We start from the raw sequence: 20,240 nt of genomic DNA on the forward strand, positions 1-20,240 counted from the left end.
TGGGATCGCGCTCAAACGAAAAGATGACCATGCATAAACTCGAACGTCTCCTGCGCCCAAAATCGATCGCCGTGTTCGGCGGCGTGCAGGCCGCCGCCGTCGTGGCGCAATCGATCAAGATGGGTTTTGCCGGCGAAATCTGGCCGGTGCACCCGACCAAGGACGAGGTTGCCGGACGCAAGGCATATCGTTCGGTGGCGGACCTGCCCGGCGCGCCGGACGCCGCCTTTGTCGGCGTCAACCGGCACCTGACCATCGAGGTGGTCAAGGCACTGGCCGAGCGCGGCGCTGGCGGCGCCGTCTGCTTTGCCGCCGGCTTCCTCGAAACCGAGGCCTATGACGAGGACGGCGAGCGGCTGCAGGCCGAACTGGTCGCCGCAGCAGGCCACATGCCGATCATCGGCCCGAATTGCTATGGCCTGATTAATTATGCCGACGGCGCACTGCTGTGGCCCGACCAGCATGGCGGCATCAGGCTGGCCGAGGGTGGCAAGGGCGTCGCCATCATCACCCAGTCGTCCAACATCGCCATCAACATGACGATGCAGAAGCGCGGCCTGCCGATCGCTTTCCTGATGACAGCCGGCAACCAGGCGCAGACAGGCCTTTCGGAAATGGCGCTCGGCCTGATCGAGGACGAGCGCGTCACCTCGCTCGGCCTGCACATCGAGGCTTTCGATTCGGTAGCCGGCTTCGAGAAGCTGGCCGCCCGGGCGCGGGAATTGAAAAAACCGATCATCGCCATGAAGGTCGGCCGCTCCGAACAGGCGCGGCAGGCAACCGTGTCGCACACCGCGTCGCTGGCCGGCTCGGATGCGGCATCCGGCGCCTTCCTGAAGCGCCTCGGCATCGCCCGCGTCGATTCCATCCCCGCCTTCATCGAGGCGCTGAAGCTGCTGCACATCACCGGGCCGCTGCCCGGTTATCGTCTGTCGTCAATGAGCTGCTCGGGCGGCGAGGCGTCGGTCATGGCCGACAGCGCCGAAGGGCGCTGGGTCAACTTTCCGGTTCTGACGGAGCAGCATCGGGCCCATGTCAAATCGACGCTCGGGCCGTTGGTCGCGGTCGCCAATCCGTTGGATTATCACACCTTCATCTGGAATAACGAGCCGGCGATGACCGCCACCTTCACCGCCATGGTGTCGGGCGGTTTCGACTTGAACATGCTGGTGCTGGACTTCCCGCGCCCCGACCGCTGCTCGGTTACGGACTGGTGGGCGACGCTGCGCGCCTTCGAATCGGCGCTGAAGACCAACAAGGCGCATGGCGCGATCGTTTCCTCGCTGCCGGAAAATCTGCCGGAGGAATACACCGCCGAGCTGATGGCGCGCGGCATGGTGCCGTTGTTCGGTATTTCCGAAGCCATGGATGCCGCTCAGGCGGCGGCCTTCATTGGCTGGGCATGGCGGGAGCCGCAGGCGCAGCCGGTCGACACATCGGCGGCGGGCGCTTCCGAGGGCGAGCATGTTACGCCGGACGAGGCCGAGGCGAAGGCGAGGCTGATCAGGGCCGGGCTTCCAGTGCCCAAGGGCGAACGCGCCGGCAATGCCGTCGAGGCGGTGATTTCCTCCATGGCGCTCGGCTTCCCCGTGGCGCTGAAGGCGCTTGGCGTCACCCACAAATCTGAAGTGGGTGCGGTCCGCCTCAACCTCAGGGACGCCGAATCCGTCAGCACGGCGGCGCACGACCTGCTGCCGCTCGGCACCGGCCTCTATGTCGAGCGCATGGTGCGCGACGGCGTCGCCGAACTGATCGTCGGCTTCACCCGCGATCCGATGTTCGGCGCCGTGATGACGCTGGGCACCGGCGGCGTGCTGGTCGAATTGTTGCGCGACAGCGTCACGCTGATGCTGCCGGCAACCCGCGACGATATCGAGGCGGCGTTGCGCGGCCTCAAACTGTTCCCGCTGCTCGAAGGCTATCGCGGCCGGCCGAAGGCCGATGTCGCGGCTGCCATCGATGCCATCGCGGGTATCGCCGACTTCGTGCAGAAGAATGCCGGCGAGATCGAGGAACTCGATATCAACCCGCTGATTGTCTGCGTCGAGGGCAAGGGCGCCTGGATCGCCGACGCGCTGCTGGTACTGGGAGAGAGCAGGAATGTCTGACGTCATTTCGACCCGCCGCGAAGGCTCGATCCTCGAGGTCACGCTTGACCGGCCCAAGGCCAACGCCATCGACCTGAAAACCTCGCGGCTGATGGGCGAGACCTTCAAGGCGTTCCGCGACGATCCCAGCTTGCGCGTCGCCATCGTCAAGACCGCCGGCGACAAGTTCTTTTGCGCCGGCTGGGATCTGAAGGCGGCTGCCGGCGGCGATGCGGTCGACGGCGATTATGGCGTCGGCGGCTTTGCCGGCTTGCAGGAATTGCGCGACCTCAACAAGCCGGTCATCGCCTGCGTCAACGGCATGGCGGTGGGCGGCGGCTTCGAACTGGCGCTGTCCTGCGACCTCATCTATGCCTCCGATCACTCCTCCTTCGCGCTGCCCGAAATCCGCGCCGGCACGCTCGCCGACGCGGCGACGATCAAGCTGCCCAAGCGCATCCCCTATCATGTCGCCATGGACCTGCTGCTCACCGGTCGCTGGATGGATGTCGCCGAGGCGCATCGCTGGGGTCTGGTCAACGAGGTGCTGCCCAAGGAGAAGCTCGAGGATCGCGTCTGGGAGATCGCGCGGCTGCTGGCCAGCGGCCCGCCGCTGGTCTTCGCCGCGATCAAGGAAACGGCACGGGTGGCGGAAGCCCTGACCTTCCAGGACGCGATGAACAAAGTGACGCGTCGGCAATTGGCGACGGTCGACGCGCTCTATGGTTCGGAAGACAATATGGAAGGTTTCCGCGCTTTTGCCGAGAAGCGGGAGCCGGTGTGGAAGGGGAGGTAGTTGAAATGGCGCCCGGTCGTACCCCCCTCTGCCCTACCGGGCATCTCCCCCTCAAGGGGGGAGATTGGCAGCTTCGGGCTCAGCACTCTTTCGGCAACGTAGAAAACTGGCAAAAGCCGTCGCGTCATCTGATCTCCCCCCTGGGGGAGATGTCCGGCAGGACAGAGGCGGGTGTCTGGGCTCGACCTTCGAAGTCGGTTGAGCTGACATGACCGATTACAAAGCCCTCATCGACGCCGAGACCTGGGGCTTCATCGAGCGGACCAATTCCTACTACCCGCCCGATACGATCGACTACACTATCGCGCAGCAGCGCGAGATCTATGATCGCATGTGCCGGGAATTCTTTGCCGGCTATCCAGAGGGCGTCACGGCCGAAACATTGGCCATTGCAACGCCCGAGCACAATATCCCGATCCGCATCTATCGCAATGGAGCCCCGCAGAAGACAGCGACGGTGCTCTACATCCATGGCGGCGGCTTCATCCTCGGCGGGCTGGACAGCCATGACGATGTCTGCGCCGAGCTTTGCGCCCGCACCGGCTACGAGGTTGTCTCCGTCGATTACCGGCTGGCGCCGGAGCACCTGCATCCGGCTGCCTTCGACGACGCCATGAGTGCCTTCGAATGGGCTGCCGCCACCTATGTCAGTCCTATCCTGCTTTGCGGCGACAGCGCCGGTGGCAATCTCTGTGCCGCGGTCAGCCATGCCACGCGCGGCCACGCGAAAAGGCCGGTCGGCCAGGTGCTGATCTATCCCGGGCTCGGCGGCGACCGCTCGCACGGTTCCTATGTCACGCACGCAGAAGCGCCGATGCTGACCATGCGCGATCTCGAATTCTACAAGCATATCCGCACCGGCGGCACGGACCAGACCGGCGACATAACGCTGTCGCCGCTGGCAGACGCCGACTTCGCCAACCTGCCGCCGACGGTGCTGATTACCGCTGAGTGCGACCCGCTGTCGTCGGACGGCGAGGCCTATCGCGACCGGGTCATCGCAGCAGGCGGACGGGCCGTCTGGATCGAGGAAAAGGGTCTGGTACACGGCTATCTCAGAGCCCGGCACACGGTGGGGCGCGCCCGCGCCAGCTTCACCCGCATTGTCGACGCGGCAGCTGCCCTCGGGGAGGGTGCCTGGCCCTGGTGAGCGATTTTCGTCCGCCGAGGCATTGTCCGGCAGGACATATGCGCCAGGCCGCCATCGCCCCGCCCTACGCCACCGAACGTCCCGCCGCCCGGCCAGCACTGCGGCCGGAAAAGATGCAGCCGCCGAGAAATGTGCCTTCGAGCGCCGCATAGCCATGCACGCCGCCGCCGCCGAAGCCGGCGGCCTCGCCCACGGCATAAAGTCCCACAACTGGCTGGCCGTCGGCGCCGAGCACCCGGCTGTCGAGATCGGTCTGCAGGCCGCCAAGCGTCTTGCGGGTCAGGATGTTGAGACGCACCGCGATCAGCGGGCCATTCGCCGGGTCGAGCATCTTGTGCGGCTTGGCCGTGCGGATCAGCCGGTCGCCGAGATAGGCGCGGGCGCCGCGCAAGGCGGTGACCTGCATGTCCTTGGAGAACGGATTGTCGAGCTGCCGGTCACGGGCGCGGATCTCGCGCTCGACTTGCGCGACGTCCAGCAGCGGCTCGCCGCCGGCCAGCACATTCATGCGCGCCACCAGCTTCGAAAGGTCGGTCTCGACGATGAAATCCTCACCCTTCTCCATGAAGGCTTTCACCGGCCCCGGAATGCCTGAGGTCGCGCGGCCAAGCACCTGGCGCCAACTTTTTCCGGTCAGGTCCGGGTTCTGTTCGGAACCCGACAGCGCGAATTCCTTCTGGATGATCTTCCTGGTCAGTATGAACCAGGAATAGTCGAAGCCGGTGCCCATGATGTGGCTGAGCGTGCCCAGCGTATCGAAGCCGGGATAGAGCGGCACCGGCAGGCGCTTGCCGCGCGCATCGAGCCACAGCGAGGACGGGCCGGGCAGGATGCGGATCGCATGATCGGTCCAGATCGGCGCCCAGTTCCTGATGCCCTCGACATAGTGCCACATACGGTCGGGATTGATGATCGAGCCGCCGGCCTGTTCCGTGATCGCCAGCATGCGGCCATCGACATGGTCGGGGACGCCGGTGATCATGCGCTTCGGCGCCGAGCCCAGCCGCTGCGGCCAGTTTTCCCGCACCAGCTGATGGTTACCGCCGATGCCGCCGGAAGCGACGATCACCGCTTGCGCGTGAAGCTCGAAATCGCCTGATATTTCGCGCGAACTCTTGTGGCCGCGCTCGACGGTGCTCGGCTCGAGGATGTCGCCGCGCACGCCGTCGACAACCGCGCCGGTGCGGGTCAGTTCGTTGACCCGGTGACGGAAGTTGAGGCCGATCAATCCATGCTTCTGCGCCTCGCGCACGCGCTGTACGAAGGGTTCGAGCACGCCGGGGCCGGTGCCCCAGGTGATGTGAAAGCGCGGCACGGAATTGCCGTGGCCGATAGCATTGCCGCCGCCGCGTTCGGCCCAGCCAACCACGGGAAAAAACTTCAGACCGCGCTCAATCAGCCAGGAGCGCTTTTCACCAGCAGCGAAGCCAACATAGGCCTCGGCCCATTTGCGCGGCCAGAAATCTTCCGGCCGGTCGAAAGCGGCGGTGCCCATCCAGTCCTCGAGCGCGAGGTCATGGGAATCACGGATGCGCATGCGCCGCTGTTCGGGCGAGTCGACCAGGAAAAGCCCGCCGAAAGACCAGAATGCCTGCCCGCCCAGTGACTGCTCCGGCTCCTGGTCGACGATGATGACTTTCTTGCCGGCCTCGGCAAGCTCGGCGGCGGCAACCAGCCCGGCAAGGCCGGCGCCGACAATGATCACGTCCGCGTCGTCAGCCATTTTCCCTCCCGGAATTAGCCGGCTAACGCAATTCCAGGAAAAGTGTAAGCGGTTTTCCGTCCGGAATTGCGTCGAACAAAGCGTCAGACGGTCTCCCAGCCATCCTTGCCGCCGGCGCGGAAGATGGCGTCAATGACCTTCTGATTGAGCACCGATTCCTCCAGCGTGAAGACACGCTCCTTGCCGCCAAGCGCTGCGCGCGCGAAGGTCTCGACCTCCAGCCTGTACTGCTGCGTGCCTGGGAAGCGGAACACCTGTGCCTCGGTGTGGTTCTGGTTGTGCAGCTCGACGCGGTGATGGTCGTAGAGCCCGGCGTTGAACGGGGAAAACACCTCGATGAAGCCTTTCTCGCCGTGAAATACCATTACCTGGCGTGCCGCCATCTGCGTCGACAGATAGAAGGACAGTTCGAAGTCACCGAAATCGGCACGGATCGAGGAATAGATGTCGGTGCCGAATTTTTTGTCGCGTTCGATCGTCGCCTGCACGCGCAGCGGCTCCTTGCCGGTCGAAAAGCGCGTCGACACCGTCGGATAGACGCCGATATCGGGCAGCGCGCCGCCGCCGAGGTCGAGCTGGTTGCGCATGTTGTTGGGGTCGACATTGTAATAGGAAAACGCGCCCTGCACGTGGCGCAGCCGACCGATGGCACCGCCGGCGATGAGATCGCGAACCTTGATCCACTGCGGATGGTAGATGACCATGAAGGCCTCGCAGACCAGCACCTTCTTCTGGTCGCGCAGCTTGATCAGCGGCAGGATGTCCTTGGCGTCGAGTGCCAGCGGCTTTTCGACCAGCACATGCTTGCCGGCTTCGATGGCCTTGGCCGTCCATTCGACATGCTGCGATGTCGGCAGCGGGATGTAGACGCCGTCGACCTCATTGGAGGCGAGCAGTTCCTCATAGGAGCCAAACGCATGCCGCGCGCCGAAACGCTCGCCCAATGCCTTGGCCTTCGACGGGTCGCGGCTGGCAATCGCCGACAGCACGCCATTCTCCGCCTCGACGATTGCCGGCAACAACTGCTCGCGGCCGATCTTGGCCGTCGACAACACACCCCATCGGAACATCGCGCTTCTCCCTGTCGGTTACTCGATGGAGGTGTGCCCCAATTCCGGAGAAAAGCCAATCGCAGACGCGGGTCAAAAAGCGCCTTCGCCATCCTCGGGTCTGCGCCGCGTCGCTTCGCTCCTTGCTTCGCCCTAGGATGACGAACCCGAGCAGGCGGGCTTGGAACTAGCCTCTCTTGCCCGTCAGCGTCATGTTGAAATCGACGACGTTGGAGTAGAGCGGCGTGCCGATATCCATGCCGTAGCGCGACCTCAGCACCTTGCCGGTGACATGGAATTTTATCGTGCCGGCCTTCAACCCATCGAGTTCGGCGGTGAACTTTTCCGGAAACGTCTTGCCGCGCGCCGTCAGCCTGCCTGTGACAAGGGCCGATGTGTCGCCGGTGCGGGTCACGCTGGTCGAGTGGAACTGGATCTCCGGGCTGTTGGCCGCATCGAACACCGCGTCGGAGCGCAGGAAGGCATCGATGCGGCCCTGGCCGGTGCCGACGCTTTCCGGATAGATGGTGAGGTCGACTTTCGAGTGCCCGACGTCACCATTGTCGATGCGGATCGTGCCTTTGAAGCGGGCGAAGGCGCCATCGAAGCCGCCGCCACCGGCCTTGCCTATGGTGAAACGGATGCTGGAGCCTGCCGGAACGATCGTGTAGCTGCCCGCGGCGTCGCTCAGCGCCACCGCGGCAGTGGCGGGCACGGCTAGGCATGCGGCAAAAGCCGCGAATCCAAGGATGCGCGCATGCATGGGATTGATCCTTTCCTGGAGGTAACGCGTTTTCGCGGCCTCACCCCACAAACGCGCGAACCGCCCGCACTATTCCCTGCCTGACGAAGGTGTGATCATGCGCGTGAGCACACTGTCGCGCAGAAGGAAGTGGTGGCGCAGGGCGGCGGCGACATGCAGTGCCACCAGCGCGATGCCGGCATAGGCGAGATACCAGTGCGTTGCCGCCCAGAAGCTCTCCGCAGCGTCGGACTCCGCCAAAGGCAGGTCGGGCATCACGAACAGGTTGAACGGCATGGTCGGGATTTCCAGCGTCGAGACCGAAACCAGCGCCCAGCCCGACAGGGGCAAGGCGATCTGGAAGGCATAGAGCGCGAAATGCGCGAGCGGCGCCGTGCGCCGCTCCAGGGCGCCGACCGAAGGCGGCAAGGGCGTTGCCGCATTGCCGAGCCGCCAGCCGATGCGCAGGATGACGAGGCCCAGCAACAGGAAGCCCAGGGATTTGTGCAACTGAATGAGTTCGAAGGCCGTTCGCTGGCTCCCGATCCTCACCATCACGAAGCCGAGCACGAACTGGCCGATGAAGATGATCCCGATCAGCCAGTGGAGGATGATCGTTGCCCAGCCATATCGGGTCGCGCTGTTGGTGATTGAAAACTGCATGGGACATAAACGAATAGCAGTGTGCCTTTCTTCCAGCCCGCCCTTCACCGTCCCCACAAGGGGCCTACAAGGGGGAAGGGTGGTCACCACGGCACCACCTCAATCTCCGGCCACATCTCCCGCGCCCGTTTGCCCTTAGCCTCATGCGTTCGCTGGTTGTCCATCACCTTGTTCGGTGTGATGCGGAACGAGAAGATGTCGTCGAGACCGAATGGCGCCACGAGATCGAGTTGCCCGTCCGCATCAAAGCGCACACCCACCGCATGCGTCTTCGAGGCGAAGTAGCTGACCGATTCACTTGAGCTCGTGTAGCGCGGGCAAAGCTGGCCGAATTTCTGCGGATACCACAGATGCACCCGCGCCTGATTGCGCACCTCCACCGGCAGCGCCAGCCCTTCGAAATGCCGTGCCGCTCGGCGAATGACCGCGTCCTCGGCTTCGTAGGACAGGTCGCTGTCTTCGAAATAGAACAGGTCGACATCCCTTATCCCGTAGCCGGACGGCATGCCGGTCAGATGGTTCCAGACGCTGTTGTAAAGCGCCCCAGAAACCACCAGCCAGTCCGGCAGCGCAAGCGTGCGCACCTGCGCCAGCGTTTTGGCCAGCAGCGGATCAGCCGCTACTATGGCGAAAAAAGCCGCGCGTTGTTTCTCGAACGGCAGCCCGGAATAGCGCAGATGGTCCATCGCCCTTTGGAGGGCGATTCGCCATCTGCCCGCAAGTCTCACCCCCGCAGCACGCCGCCCGTCTGCTTGCCGACATTCTCGACGATGCGCTTGGCCAGCGTCTCGAAATCCTCGTCGGTCAGCGTCTTTTCGACCGGCTGGATCGACACCTCGATGGCAATCGACTTCTTGCCCTCGCCGAGCGACGCGCCTTCGAAGATATCGAAGACCGAAACGCCTGTGATCAGCTTCTTGTCGGCGGCGAGGGCCGCGCGCACCAGCGTGCCGGCCTCTACTCCTCTGTCGACGACAAACGCGAAATCGCGCTTCACCGCCTGGAAGGCGGAAAGATCGAGCTTCGGCTTGGTCTTCGTCGGCTTGGCCTTGGGCTCGGGAACGGCGTCGACGAACACTTCGAAGCCGCAGAGCGGCCCGGAGACATCCAGCCCTTCCATCGTCTTGGGATGGAACTCGCCGAACGTGCCGAGCACGGTCTTCGGTCCGAGCTTGATCGTGCCGGAGCGGCCGGGATGGTACCAGGCCGGACCGCCGGGCTCGATCTGCAGCCGCTCGATCGGCGCACCGCAGGCTTCGAGTGCCGCGATCGCATCGGCCTTGGCGTCGAACACGCCGACCGGGCCGGAATTGCCGGCCCAGTTGCGGCCCGAGCCGTCGAGCTTGGCGGTGCCGCGCCGCACGCCGGCGGCCACGCGCCGCTGCTGTTCGGCGCCGTCGCCCTCATAGGTGCCCGACACCTCGAACAGCGCCACGTCGCCAATGCCCCTGTCGGCGTTGCGCTGTGCGGCCGTGATCAGTCCCGGCAGCAGCGACGGCCGCATGTCGGACATGTCGGCGGCGATCGGATTGGCGAGTTTCAGCGCCGTCTGGCCACCGCCGAACAGCTCGGCATGCTTGGCCGGAATGAACGACCAGGTGACGGCCTCCATCATGCCGCGCACGGCGAGCGCCCGCTTGGCCGTGCGGGTGCGGACCTGCAGTGGGGTCAGGATCTTGCCGTTGACGACGTCATGCGCGCCGAGCGGCTGCGGCGCGATGTTGTCGACACCGTGGATGCGCATCACTTCCTCGACAAGATCGGCGTTGCCGTCGACATCCGGCCGCCAGGACGGCACTTTGACCTTGACGACGTCGCCCGAGCCCTGCGGCTGGAAACCAAGGCGGGTCAGGATGTCGAGGCTTTCCGCCTTCGGCACCTCGATGCCCGTCAGGCGCTTCACTTCCGACAGCGGGAACGACAGGATCTTCGGCTTGTGCCCGGCATAGCCGGCCACTTCCATTTCCGTCGGCGTGCCGCCACAGAAATCGAGCACCAGCCTGGTCGCCAGCTCGATGCCAGGCACCATGAATTCGGGATCGACGCCGCGCTCGAACCGGTAGCGGGCGTCGGAGATGATGCCGAGCGTGCGGCCGGTGCGGGCGGTGGCGATCGGGTCCCAGAGCGCGGACTCGATCAGCACGTCGGTGGTGTTCTCGTCGCAGCCGGAATGCTCGCCGCCCATGATGCCGGCGATCGATTCGACGCCATTGTCGTCGGCGATCACGCACATCTCCGGCGTCAGCGTGTATTCGCGCCCGTCGAGCGCCAGCACCTTTTCGCCCTTCCTGGCGCGGCGCACGACGAGATTGCCAGCAACCTTCGCGGCGTCGAACACATGCAGCGGCCGGCCGCGGTCGAAAGTGACGTAGTTGGTGATATCGACCAGCGCGCTGATCGGTCGGAGGCCAATGGCGATCAGGCGCTGCTGCAGCCATTTCGGCGACGGGCCGTTCTTGACGCCCCTTACCATCGTCAGTGCGAAGCCGGGGCAGAGTTCCGGCGCTTCGATCGTCACCTTCACCGGACACAGCCCCTCGCCGACATGCGGCATGATCGCGCCACCCACGAGCCGTCCGAGCCCGCTCGCGGCGAGATCGCGCGCGATGCCGTAGACGCTGGTGGCGTCCGGCCGGTTCGGCGTCAGGTTGATCTCGATGACCGGATCATCGAGATGCGCATAGGCGGCGAAGCTGGTGCCGACCGGCGCATCCCCGGGAAGGTCGATGATGCCGTTGTGCTCGTCGGACAGTTCCAGCTCGCGTTCGGAACACATCATGCCATGGCTTTCGACGCCTCTGATCTTGCCGACGGTCAGCGTCACGTCGATGCCGGGCACATAGGTGCCGGGCGCGGCGAAGGCGCCGATCAGGCCCGCGCGCGCATTGGGCGCGCCACAGACCACTTGGACAGGGGCCTTGCCGTCGCCCGTATCGACGGTCAGCACCCGCAGCCGGTCGGCGTCGGGATGCTGCACCGCGCTCAACACCCTGGCGATGACGAATGGCTTCAGGCTGGATTTGTCGTCGACATGCTCGACTTCGAGGCCGATCGACGTCAGCCGCTCGACGATCTCATTGAGCGAGGCGTCGGTCTCGAGGTGATCCTTGAGCCAGGAGAGGGTGAATTTCATTGTACTGTTCCGTAAGCTTTGGCAGCAGGGATTTCTTGGCTCGTCACGGGCTCAGGCCCCCGAACAGCGTCGGCATGTCGAGCGGCCGGAAGCCATAATGCGATAGCCAGCGCACATCGGCGTCGAAGAAGGCGCGCAGGTCCGGCATGCCGTATTTCAGCATGGCGATGCGGTCGATGCCCATGCCCCAGGCAAAGCCCTGATACTCGTCCGGATCGAGCCCGCCGGCGCGCAGCACGTTGGGGTGCACCATGCCGCAGCCCAGGATCTCCATCCAGTCGGAGCCTTCGCCGAAGCGCACTTCGCCGGGCCGCGAGCGGTCGCACTGGATGTCGACCTCGAGGCTTGGTTCGGTGAACGGGAAGAAGGACGGCCGGAAACGCATCTTCACGCTCGGTACCTCGAAGAAGGCCTTGCAGAACTCCTCCAGCACCCACTTCATGTTGGCGACGTTGGCTGATCTGTCGATCACCAGCCCCTCGACCTGATGGAACATCGGCGAGTGGGTGGCATCGGAATCCTGGCGATAGGTCTTGCCCGGAATGACGATGCGGATCGGCGGCTTCTGCCGCTCCATGGTGCGGATCTGCACGGGCGAGGTGTGCGTGCGCAAAAGCTTGCGCTCGCCCTTCTCGTCCGGCTGGAAGAAGAAGGTGTCGTGCATCTCGCGCGCCGGATGGCCTTCGGGGAAATTCAGCGCGGTGAAATTGTAGTAGTCGGTCTCGATATCGGGACCTTCGGCGATGGCGAAGCCGAGATCGCCGAAGATCGCCGCGATCTCGTCGATGACCTGGCTGATCGGATGGATGCGGCCGCGCTCGGCCGGCGACTGCCGCACCGGCAGCGTCACGTCGACCTTTTCGGCGGCGAGGCGGGCGGCGATCGCCGCATCCTTCAACTCGGCCTTGCGTGCGGTCAGCGCCTCGGTGATACGGTTTTTCAGGCCATTGATCTCAGGTCCGAAAATTTGCCGCTGCTCCTGCGACATTCCGCCCAATGACTTCAACAATTCCGAGACCGAGCCCTTCTTGCCCAACGCCGCGACACGGACGGCTTCAATTGCTTGCTCGTCAGCTGAGGCCGCAATGTCGGCCATCAACGTGCCTTCGAGAGCGTCGATAGTGCGATCGTTCAGTGTGGTGTTCATCGGGATTACCAATTGAAAGATAAGTAAATACTGACTTACGTCGCGATCCAAAGAAAAACCCGCGCCAGCCGTGCCAGCGCGGGTTCCCCAAACCAAGTGTCGAAAGTGCTTGGGAAGCGCTGATCTTAAGCGACAGCGCTTTCAAAAGCGTTCGGCGTGGTGTTCTTCAGATATTCGAGCGCGACCTTGGCCTTGGCGACCAGGGCCGCGAACGCCTGCGGCTCGTGGATGGCCATGTCCGACAGGATCTTGCGATCGATCTCGATGCCGGCCTTGTTGAGACCGTCGATGAAGCGGCCATAGGTCAGGCCATGCTCATGCGTCGCCGCATTGATGCGCTGGATCCACAGCGCGCGGAACGAGCGCTTGCGGTTCTTGCGGTCGCGGTAGGCGTACTGCAGCGACTTTTCCACCGCCTGCTTGGCGATGCGGATGGTGTTCTTGCGGCGGCCGTAGAAACCCTTGGCGGCTTTCAGGACCTTCTTGTGCTTGGCGTGCGAGGTGACGCCTCTCTTTACGCGTGCCATGTCATGATCTCCTTAAAAGCAATTCCAGGAAAAGTGTGTTGCGGTTTTCCGTTCGGAATTGCGTCAAACAAATGCGTGTCCATACCGAATGCCTTAGAGGCCGTTCGGCAGAAAATTCTTGATGACCTTCTTGCCATCCGGTTCAGCCAGAACCATCGTGCCGCGGGCATTTCGAATGAACTTGTTGGAACGCTTGATCATGCCGTGACGCTTGCCGGCCGCAGCCGACAGGACTTTACCCGTACCTGTGATCTTGAACCGCTTTTTGGCGGCCGATTTGGTCTTCATCTTGGGCATTTTGCTACTCCGTTTCTATGAGGTCCCTGTCGTGCCTCCGGCACTCCACGCCTCTTGTTTTGTTCGCTCCGGGCCGACCAAAGCCCGAAAAGCAAATGAAACCGCCACGGCATGCCCTGCCGGGCGGTTTTCTTGAACGGCGGTCCTATACGTCAAAGAAGGCCCGTGCGCAACACCCGACACATTCACTCGCCAAAGCTATCGCTTCAGTTTGGATCCCTTCCGAGTGCTGGCGCTGCCCCTCACCTGCCTGCCGGCATCCTCTCCCCGTATAGTGACGGGGAGAGGGGCGCCTCGCCGATGTTTTCGCTAATCTTCTACGCTGCGGAATAAGCGCGACGCCACAACTGCTCTTTCTCCCCGTCACTATACGGGGAGAAATGCCCGGCAGGGCAATGAGGGGCAGCGTCAGCTTCGGCGATAGTAGTCCCGGGTCGTGACAATTCTGCTTGCCGACCACGATTGAGACCGAAATGCCCTAGAAATCAGGGAAGAGTGAACCACACCGGCAGCATGCCCGACTGCTGGGCGCCGTCGATCAGTTCGAAGGCTGGCAAGGCAATCAGGAACACCAGCCCATCGAGCAGCGTGGTCAGCAGCAGGCGCGGCTTGAAGCTGCCGGTATCGCCCTCCTGATAGAGGGAAAGGTTCGGGAAGAAGCGTGGCACCTTTTCCAGATAGGCCTGGTAGGGCGCTCCAAGTGCTTCCTTGAGGAATTTCTCCTCGCGCAGGATGACGATGTGGAAGGCACCCGCGCACAGAACCGCGAACAGGATGACGCCGGAGAACGAGCCGATCTGCGCGCCGACGCCGGCCGCAGCCACGGTCGAGAACACATAGAGTGGATTGCGGGTGATCGAGTAGGGCCCGCCGGTCACCACCTCGGAAGATTTGCGCCCGCCTATATAGAGCGTCGCCCAAAGGCGCCCGACAATGCCGAGGAAAATCAGCAGCACGCCGAACATTTCGATCGATTCATGCACCGGCGTGTCGGGCGGGAAGGTCGACTGACCAAACAGCAGCGCCAGAAACAGCACCACCACCAGCACGGCAAGCACCAGCCTGCGCATCTGCTGGTAGTTGCCCAGCCCGTATTTCGGTTCATTGTCCAAGGGAGGTATCCGATCGTCGAGGAGCCTATCGCCTGCCGCCCAAAAAATGAACTCGGGTTTGGGAGAACGACAGGCATAAAAACAAAGCCGGCGATCGCGGCTGTGGCCAAGAAACAGGCGTCCCGCCGATCGTCGGGACGCCTGTAGCACAATTCAGGCGGATTTGGAGCGCGACGGCCACACCTAACCTTAACGTGATCCGAGCCGGGTTCCGCAAAGTGTCGCATGGTGCGGTGAGGACCTGCGACAACCAAAGAAACCTGAGCAGACGACGCCCGGCGAAGCGAGCGGAGCCTGCTTAGCGCGGCGCCAGCACCATCATCATCTGCCGGCCTTCAAGCTTCGGTTCCGCCTCGACCTTGGCGATAGCAGCGACTTCCTCGCGCACCTTGTTCAGAAGCTGCATGCCGAGTTCCATATGCGCCATCTCGCGGCCACGGAAGCGCAGCGTCAGCTTGACCTTGTCGCCTTCCTCGAAGAAGCGGCGCACCGCCTTCATCTTGGTCTCGTAGTCATGGCTGTCGATGTTCGGGCGCATCTTGATCTCCTTGATCTCGATGACCTTCTGATTCTTGCGCGCCTCGGCCGCCTTCTTCTGGTTGGCGTATTTCAATTTGCCGAGATCGAGAATCTTGACGACGGGCGGCTGTGCGTTGGGCGATATTTCGACGAGATCGAGCCCTGCCTCTTCGGCGAGCAGCAATGCGTCGTTGATGGAAACGTCGCCACGGTTCTGGCCTTCGGCGTCGATAAGCTGGACCCGGGGAACCCGGATGTCACGGTTGGAGCGCGGGCCATCCTTGGTGGGCGCCGCTGCTTTGAAAGGTCTGCGAATGGTCGTGGTCTCCTTGGCCGTTTCGTTCAGGGTTCGTACAAGTCTGTATTGTGAACGCGCCAATGTGGGAAGCGCGCGGGCGGAGTCAATAGCACAGCGTTCTCAGGAAATCACCTGATCAAGAGCCTGTACCAGGCAAAGAAGCATCGCGAGCACTTTCCGCCTCACCTGTGGCTGTGCCAAAAGACCTGAGCCCAGACGCCGGGCCAGTCAACCAGGACCGATCGATAGCCCATGACCGCCACCGCTCCCACCTTTTTGGACGTCGATGGATCGCGCATCGCGGTCCGCCATAGATCCGGCGCCACACCGGGCATCGTCTGGCTCGGCGGCTACAAGTCCGACATGCTGGGCACGAAGGCCGAAACGCTGGCCGATTGGGCGGCGAGGGAAGGCCGTGCGTTTTTGCGCCACGATTATTCGGGCCATGGCGAATCCGGCGGCGCCTTTGCCGACGGCACGATTTCGAAATGGCTGTCGCAAAGCCTCGCCGTGTTCCGGCATTTCACCAAGGGCAACCAGATCCTGGTCGGCTCGTCGATGGGCGCCTGGATCGCGCTGCGCATGGTGCAGGAACTGCGCAAGGCCGGCGACACAAATATCGTCGGCCTGGTGCTTTTGGCGCCGGCGCCGGATTTCACCAGTGAGCTGGTCGAGCCGGTGCTGACCGAGATGCAAAAACGCGACCTCGCCGAAAAAGGTTTCTTCGCCGAGCCGTCCGACTACTCCACCGAGCCCTACATCTACACCAGGGCCCTGATCGAGGACGGGCGCGACAACCGGGTGATGACCGGGCCGATCGACACGCATTGCCCGGTCCATATCCTGCAGGGCCTTGCCGATCCCGACGTGCCGTCGAGCCATGCGTTGAGACTGGTCGGGCTGCTGCCGGCCGATGATGTCACGCTGTCCCTCATTCCCGACGGCGACCACCGCCTGTCGCGGCCGCAGGACCTCGACATGCTGGTCCGGGCGGTGGGTGACATAGCCGGACGAGGCAAATGACGATGCGCCTTTCCATCCCGGTCTCCGCCTTTGTCGCGGCAATCGTCGGCTTCGGCGGCACGCTGGCCATCGTCATTGCCGCCGCCAAGGCGGTCGGCGCGACGCAGGTTCAGACGGCGAGCTGGGTGACGACCATTTGCCTCGCCATGGCGATCGAAAGCCTGTGGCTGTCGTGGCGCACGAAAATGCCTGTGATCACCGCCTGGTCGACGCCAGGCCTGGCGCTGATGGCGGCATCGAGCGGCTTTTCGATCGGCGAGGCCGTCGCCGCCTTCATTCTCACCGGCATCCTGTTGATCGCCACCGGCCTGTTCCGGCCGTTGACGCAGCTGATCTCCAGGATACCGCCCTCGGTCGCTTCCGGAATGTTGGCCGGCATCGTCGTCACCTTCGCCCTCAACGCGGTCAAGACTATTCCGGTGGATCCGTGGCTGATCCTGCCGTTGATCGCGGCCTTTTTCATCATCCGCCTGTTCAACCCGGCGCTGTCGGTTCTGGCGGTGCTGATCGGCGGCGGACTAGGTGCTTTTCTCACTGGCCGTGTCGGCGGCCTGCCCACCCCAGAGCTGTCCACACTGACGCTGATCGCGCCTGATTTCACCGTCAAGGCGATGATAGGTCTGGCACTGCCGCTCTACCTTGTCACCATGGCCTCGCAGAACCTGTCGGGTCTCGCCGTGCTGCGCGCCGCCGGCTACCATCCCGAACCCGGTCCGCTGATCGGCGTCACCGGTCTGTTTTCGCTTCTGTCGGCGCCGTTCGGCGGTTCGACCACCAATCTGGCCGCGATCTCGGCGGCGATCTGCACCGGGCCGGATGTCCATCCCGACCCCGCTGAGCGCTGGAAGACCGGCCCGTTCTACGCGCTTGCCTATCTCATCTTCGCGATTTTTGGCGCGTCGCTGGTGGCGATCTTCGCCGTCCTGCCGCAAAGCCTGATCGTGTTGGTGGCGGGTCTCGCGCTGATGGCCTCGCTCGCCAACGCGCTGGCGATCGCGCTCAAGGATGAGGGCGAGCGCATGGCCGCCACCGTCACCTTTGCCGTCACCGCTTCCGGGCTGACATTGTTTGGCGTCGGTGCTGCTTTCTGGGGGCTGATCGCCGGGCTGACCGTGCTTTTCCTCGATATGCTCAAAAAGCGACAATCATTTCAGAAGCTTGTCCGGTTTTAGCGGACATTGTCTTGAATCGCTGTTTTTGCCTTCCCATTTCGATTCCACGCAGCCGGTCCTGGCTGTCTCCAACCGAAGGAATGGGAGAAAATGAACACATCTGCATTGATCCGCCCGGCCTGGACGCCGGCAACCATCGCGTTGATGGTGATCGGCTTCATGGTGTTCTGGCCGCTCGGCTTCGCCATGCTCGCCTACATCATCTGGGGCGACCGGCTTGAAGGCTTCAAGCGTGACGTCAACCGCGCGACCGACGGCATCTTCGCCGGTTGCCGCCGCGGCTCCGACAAGGCCGCGCGCTGGGGCAATGGCTCCGCCCGCACCGGCAATGTCGCCTTTGACGACTGGCGCGAAAAGGAGCTTGAGCGCCTGGCCGAGGAACGCCGCAAGCTCGACGACATGCTGACCGAATTCGACGATTATGCCCGCGAATTGCGTCGTGCCAAGGATCAGGACGAGTTCGATCGCTTCATGGCGAACCGCAACAAGTCGACTGCTCCGACCAAGGCCGACCCGAGCGCCGCCAAGCGTGGCAAGGATTCGAACCTGCTCGACGACTGAAGCCGCGCGACAGGCTGAGGTATGATGACGGCGTCGCGCAAGCGGCGCCGTTTCTTTTTTGTTCTATTCGTTTTTCCCGAATCGCGTATCGTCCCGCCATGACCCTCGGATTCTTTCGCAATCTGACAAAGCCCAAGCCGACGCCCGTCGTCGAGCGTGAATATTGCGTCGCCGGCCGCACATTGCCGCTCAAGATCGTCGAGAGTGCCAGGGCGCGACGTCTGACGCTGCGCATCGATTCCGGTGGCCAGGGCCTGCGCATCACCGTTCCGCCTGGCCTGCGCCGTGGCGAGGTGGAGCGGTTCCTCGACCGCCATCAGGACTGGCTGGAGCAGCGGCTGGCCAAGGTGCCGACGCGGCCTCAGGTACGGCCCGGCATCAAGATCCCAGTTCGGGGCGTGCCGCACCGCATCGTCCATGAACCGTCAAAGCGCGGCACCGTCACCGTGTCGCGCGACGAGCGCGGCCCGCTGCTGATCGTGCATGGCGAGCGTGTGCACCTCCCGCGCCGTATCGCCGATTTCTTGAAGCGCGAGGCCAAGAAGGAGATCGAAAAGCTAGTGGTCAGGCACACCGAGGCGCTTGGCAAGCGCGCCAAGGCGATCCGCTACAAGGATACGTCAAGCCGCTGGGGTTCCTGCACCTCGGAAGGCAATCTGTCCTTCTCCTGGCGTATCATGATGGCGCCGCCACCAGTCATAAACTACCTCGTCGCGCACGAGGTGGCGCATCTGAAAGAGATGAACCACGGCCCGAAATTCTGGAAACTTTGCGAAAAACTTTGCCCCGATACTGACCGTTGCAAGGATTGGCTGAAGCGCAATGGCGGCGCCCTGCAGGCGATCGTGTTCGAATAGGGCGCTAGCGCAACCGTTCGGGATTGGCGAACCCATCTCAATTTCGTCATCCTAGGGCGAAGCAAGGAGCGAAGCGACGCGGCGCAGACCCTAGGTGTTTGATCCCGAGCTTTAATGGTGCGATATTTTCTTCCGACTGGAAGGATGCGTTATGGGACAAGTTCTGCACGGCCGCGCCACGACGACAGAGGCAATCCGTCGAGCAATACAAAATAGTCAAGAGAGCCTGAGGGCGCTGGCCAGGCGCTACGGGATCGATCAGAAGACGGTTCGAAAGTGGAAGAACCGAACCTCGACCGCCGATCTTCCGACAGGCCCCAAGGACCCGAAGTCGACGGTGTTGTCTGTGGAGGAAGAGGCGGCCATCGTCGCCTTTCGCAAGCACACGCTGCTGCCACTGGATGATTGTCTCTATGCCCTTCAGCCGACGATCCCGCATCTGACACGCTCGTCCTTGCATCGTTGCCTTCAACGCCATGGTATTTCGCGATTGCCGCAGGTGGATGGTGACAAGCCGGCCAAGAAAAAGTTTCAGGCCTATCCGATCGGCTATTTCCATATCGATATCGCCGATGTGCAGACCGCCGAGGGCAAGCTGCGTCTCTTCGTTGCCGTCGACCGGACGTCCAAGTTCGCCTATGCGCAGCTACACGCGACGGCGGACAAGATGACGATGGTCCAGTTCCTGCGAGATCTGATCGCGGCCGTGCCCTATGCCATCCACACCATTTTGACCGACAACGGCATCCAGTTCACCAACCGAAGCTGCGACCGCCATGCCCCCCGGCATATCTTCGATGATGTCTGCGCCGACCATGGCATCGAGCACCGGCTCACCAAGATCAACCATCCCTGGACCAACGGCCAGGTCGAGCGGATGAACCGAACCATCAAGGACGCGACCGTCAAGTGCTTCCACTATGACGATCACGATCAGCTGCGCCGACACCTCGCCGACTTCATCTCAGCCTACAATTTCGCACGCAGGCTCAAGACCCTCAAAGGCCTCACGCCTTATGAGTTCATCTGCAAAATCTGGAAAAAAGAGCCCGAACGGTTCAGACTCGACCCGGTCCATCAAATGCCGGGACTAAACACCTAGGATCCATGCCGCGACGCTGATGCTTATGCTCCAGCGGTGCAGGAAACGGAGCGCACCCGGTTCCAGGAAAGAGCTCAAACCACTCCGTGTTGGCCTTTCGATTAACTCGATCTTCCATTGCCGCAGCCAGCGCCGGAATTTAGGCCGTTTTACATAGAGTTTGACGAGGGTTTCGGGGACAATAATTTGGCGGAGGCAATGCGCGACTTGATTTTCGTGACATGAAGTTTGCCTGCGCCTGCGGCTAGCTAACCTACGGGATCGATCCGCATAAGGAAAGTT

General features: G+C 63.0%; 19 protein-coding genes. 8 read left to right on the forward strand and 11 right to left on the reverse strand.

Annotation, left to right across the window (positions count from 1 at the left end):
• Positions 1 to 29 precede the first annotated feature (29 nt).
• The 3 genes from FJW03_RS26020 (at position 30) to FJW03_RS26030 (ending at position 4,033) form a co-directional block, all read left to right on the forward strand.
• Positions 30 to 2,108, forward strand: a complete 2,079-nt coding sequence (locus FJW03_RS26020) for an acetate--CoA ligase family protein (RefSeq protein ID WP_140606660.1) — start codon at positions 30 to 32, stop codon at positions 2,106 to 2,108.
• The gene (locus FJW03_RS26025; RefSeq protein WP_140766848.1) at positions 2,101 to 2,883 is read left to right on the forward strand and encodes a carnitinyl-CoA dehydratase; all 783 of its coding nucleotides are present in this window, start codon (positions 2,101 to 2,103) and stop codon (positions 2,881 to 2,883) included. The genes FJW03_RS26020 and FJW03_RS26025 overlap by 8 nt, the downstream gene beginning before the upstream one ends.
• Before the next feature lie 208 nt (positions 2,884 to 3,091).
• Complete coding sequence (locus tag FJW03_RS26030; protein WP_140766846.1) at positions 3,092 to 4,033, forward strand: alpha/beta hydrolase; 942 nt, start codon at positions 3,092 to 3,094, stop codon at positions 4,031 to 4,033.
• A gap of 64 nt (positions 4,034 to 4,097) precedes the next feature.
• Here FJW03_RS26030 and FJW03_RS26035 read toward each other — a convergent pair whose 3' ends face one another.
• The 11 genes from FJW03_RS26035 to infC all read right to left on the reverse strand — a co-directional run bounded on the left by FJW03_RS26035 (position 4,098) and on the right by infC (position 15,261).
• Positions 4,098 to 5,756, reverse strand: coding sequence for an FAD-binding dehydrogenase (locus tag FJW03_RS26035; protein WP_140766845.1), 1,659 nt, complete (start codon positions 5,754 to 5,756; stop codon positions 4,098 to 4,100).
• Between the two features lie 83 nt (positions 5,757 to 5,839).
• On the reverse strand, positions 5,840 to 6,826 hold the full coding sequence (locus tag FJW03_RS26040; protein WP_140766844.1) for a Gfo/Idh/MocA family protein: 987 nt from the start codon (positions 6,824 to 6,826) through the stop codon (positions 5,840 to 5,842).
• A 166-nt stretch (positions 6,827 to 6,992) separates the two neighbouring features.
• The gene (locus FJW03_RS26045) at positions 6,993 to 7,568 is read right to left on the reverse strand and encodes a YceI family protein (protein WP_140766843.1); all 576 of its coding nucleotides are present in this window, start codon (positions 7,566 to 7,568) and stop codon (positions 6,993 to 6,995) included.
• Positions 7,569 to 7,637: 69 nt separating this feature from the next.
• Positions 7,638 to 8,210, reverse strand: a complete 573-nt coding sequence (locus FJW03_RS26050) for a cytochrome b (RefSeq protein ID WP_140766842.1) — start codon at positions 8,208 to 8,210, stop codon at positions 7,638 to 7,640.
• An 83-nt stretch (positions 8,211 to 8,293) separates the two neighbouring features.
• Entirely contained in the window at positions 8,294 to 8,896 is a 603-nt protein-coding gene (locus FJW03_RS26055; protein WP_140766841.1) for a nucleotidyltransferase family protein, read from the reverse strand.
• A gap of 38 nt (positions 8,897 to 8,934) precedes the next feature.
• Positions 8,935 to 11,343: a phenylalanine--tRNA ligase subunit beta gene (gene pheT, locus FJW03_RS26060; protein WP_140766840.1), complete on the reverse strand. Its 2,409-nt coding sequence runs from the start codon at positions 11,341 to 11,343 to the stop codon at positions 8,935 to 8,937.
• A gap of 43 nt (positions 11,344 to 11,386) precedes the next feature.
• The gene (pheS, locus tag FJW03_RS26065; RefSeq protein WP_181168987.1) at positions 11,387 to 12,490 is read right to left on the reverse strand and encodes a phenylalanine--tRNA ligase subunit alpha; all 1,104 of its coding nucleotides are present in this window, start codon (positions 12,488 to 12,490) and stop codon (positions 11,387 to 11,389) included.
• A gap of 125 nt (positions 12,491 to 12,615) precedes the next feature.
• Positions 12,616 to 13,017 (reverse strand): 50S ribosomal protein L20, encoded by a 402-nt coding sequence (gene rplT, locus FJW03_RS26070; RefSeq protein WP_006201247.1) that lies wholly within the window; start codon positions 13,015 to 13,017, stop codon positions 12,616 to 12,618.
• A gap of 93 nt (positions 13,018 to 13,110) precedes the next feature.
• The gene (rpmI, locus tag FJW03_RS26075) at positions 13,111 to 13,314 is read right to left on the reverse strand and encodes a 50S ribosomal protein L35 (RefSeq protein WP_006201248.1); all 204 of its coding nucleotides are present in this window, start codon (positions 13,312 to 13,314) and stop codon (positions 13,111 to 13,113) included.
• A 485-nt stretch (positions 13,315 to 13,799) separates the two neighbouring features.
• Positions 13,800 to 14,426 carry a methyltransferase family protein gene (locus tag FJW03_RS26080; protein WP_140766839.1) on the reverse strand — a complete coding sequence of 209 codons (627 nt, stop codon included), beginning with the start codon at positions 14,424 to 14,426 and terminating at the stop codon, positions 13,800 to 13,802.
• Between the two features lie 298 nt (positions 14,427 to 14,724).
• Positions 14,725 to 15,261, reverse strand: coding sequence for a translation initiation factor IF-3 (gene infC, locus FJW03_RS26085; RefSeq protein ID WP_140606671.1), 537 nt, complete (start codon positions 15,259 to 15,261; stop codon positions 14,725 to 14,727).
• A gap of 234 nt (positions 15,262 to 15,495) precedes the next feature.
• On the opposite strand from infC, the gene FJW03_RS26090 reads away from it, so the two are divergent.
• The 5 genes from FJW03_RS26090 (at position 15,496) to FJW03_RS26110 (ending at position 19,958) form a co-directional block, all read left to right on the forward strand.
• On the forward strand, positions 15,496 to 16,266 hold the full coding sequence (locus tag FJW03_RS26090; RefSeq protein WP_140766838.1) for an alpha/beta hydrolase: 771 nt from the start codon (positions 15,496 to 15,498) through the stop codon (positions 16,264 to 16,266).
• Positions 16,267 to 16,268: 2 nt separating this feature from the next.
• A complete protein-coding gene (locus tag FJW03_RS26095; protein WP_140766873.1) occupies positions 16,269 to 17,438 on the forward strand; it encodes a benzoate/H(+) symporter BenE family transporter in 1,170 nt (389 codons plus the stop codon).
• A gap of 90 nt (positions 17,439 to 17,528) precedes the next feature.
• Positions 17,529 to 17,999 carry a DUF2852 domain-containing protein gene (locus FJW03_RS26100; protein ID WP_140766837.1) on the forward strand — a complete coding sequence of 157 codons (471 nt, stop codon included), beginning with the start codon at positions 17,529 to 17,531 and terminating at the stop codon, positions 17,997 to 17,999.
• A gap of 98 nt (positions 18,000 to 18,097) precedes the next feature.
• Positions 18,098 to 18,856 (forward strand): M48 family metallopeptidase, encoded by a 759-nt coding sequence (locus tag FJW03_RS26105; protein WP_140606674.1) that lies wholly within the window; start codon positions 18,098 to 18,100, stop codon positions 18,854 to 18,856.
• 151 nt (positions 18,857 to 19,007) lie between these two features.
• The gene (locus FJW03_RS26110) at positions 19,008 to 19,958 is read left to right on the forward strand and encodes an IS481 family transposase (protein WP_140613602.1); all 951 of its coding nucleotides are present in this window, start codon (positions 19,008 to 19,010) and stop codon (positions 19,956 to 19,958) included.
• Positions 19,959 to 20,240 lie beyond the last annotated feature (282 nt).

Origin of the sequence: Mesorhizobium sp. B4-1-4 (assembly GCF_006439395.2) — a bacterium.
Lineage (GTDB): Bacteria > Pseudomonadota > Alphaproteobacteria > Rhizobiales > Rhizobiaceae > Mesorhizobium.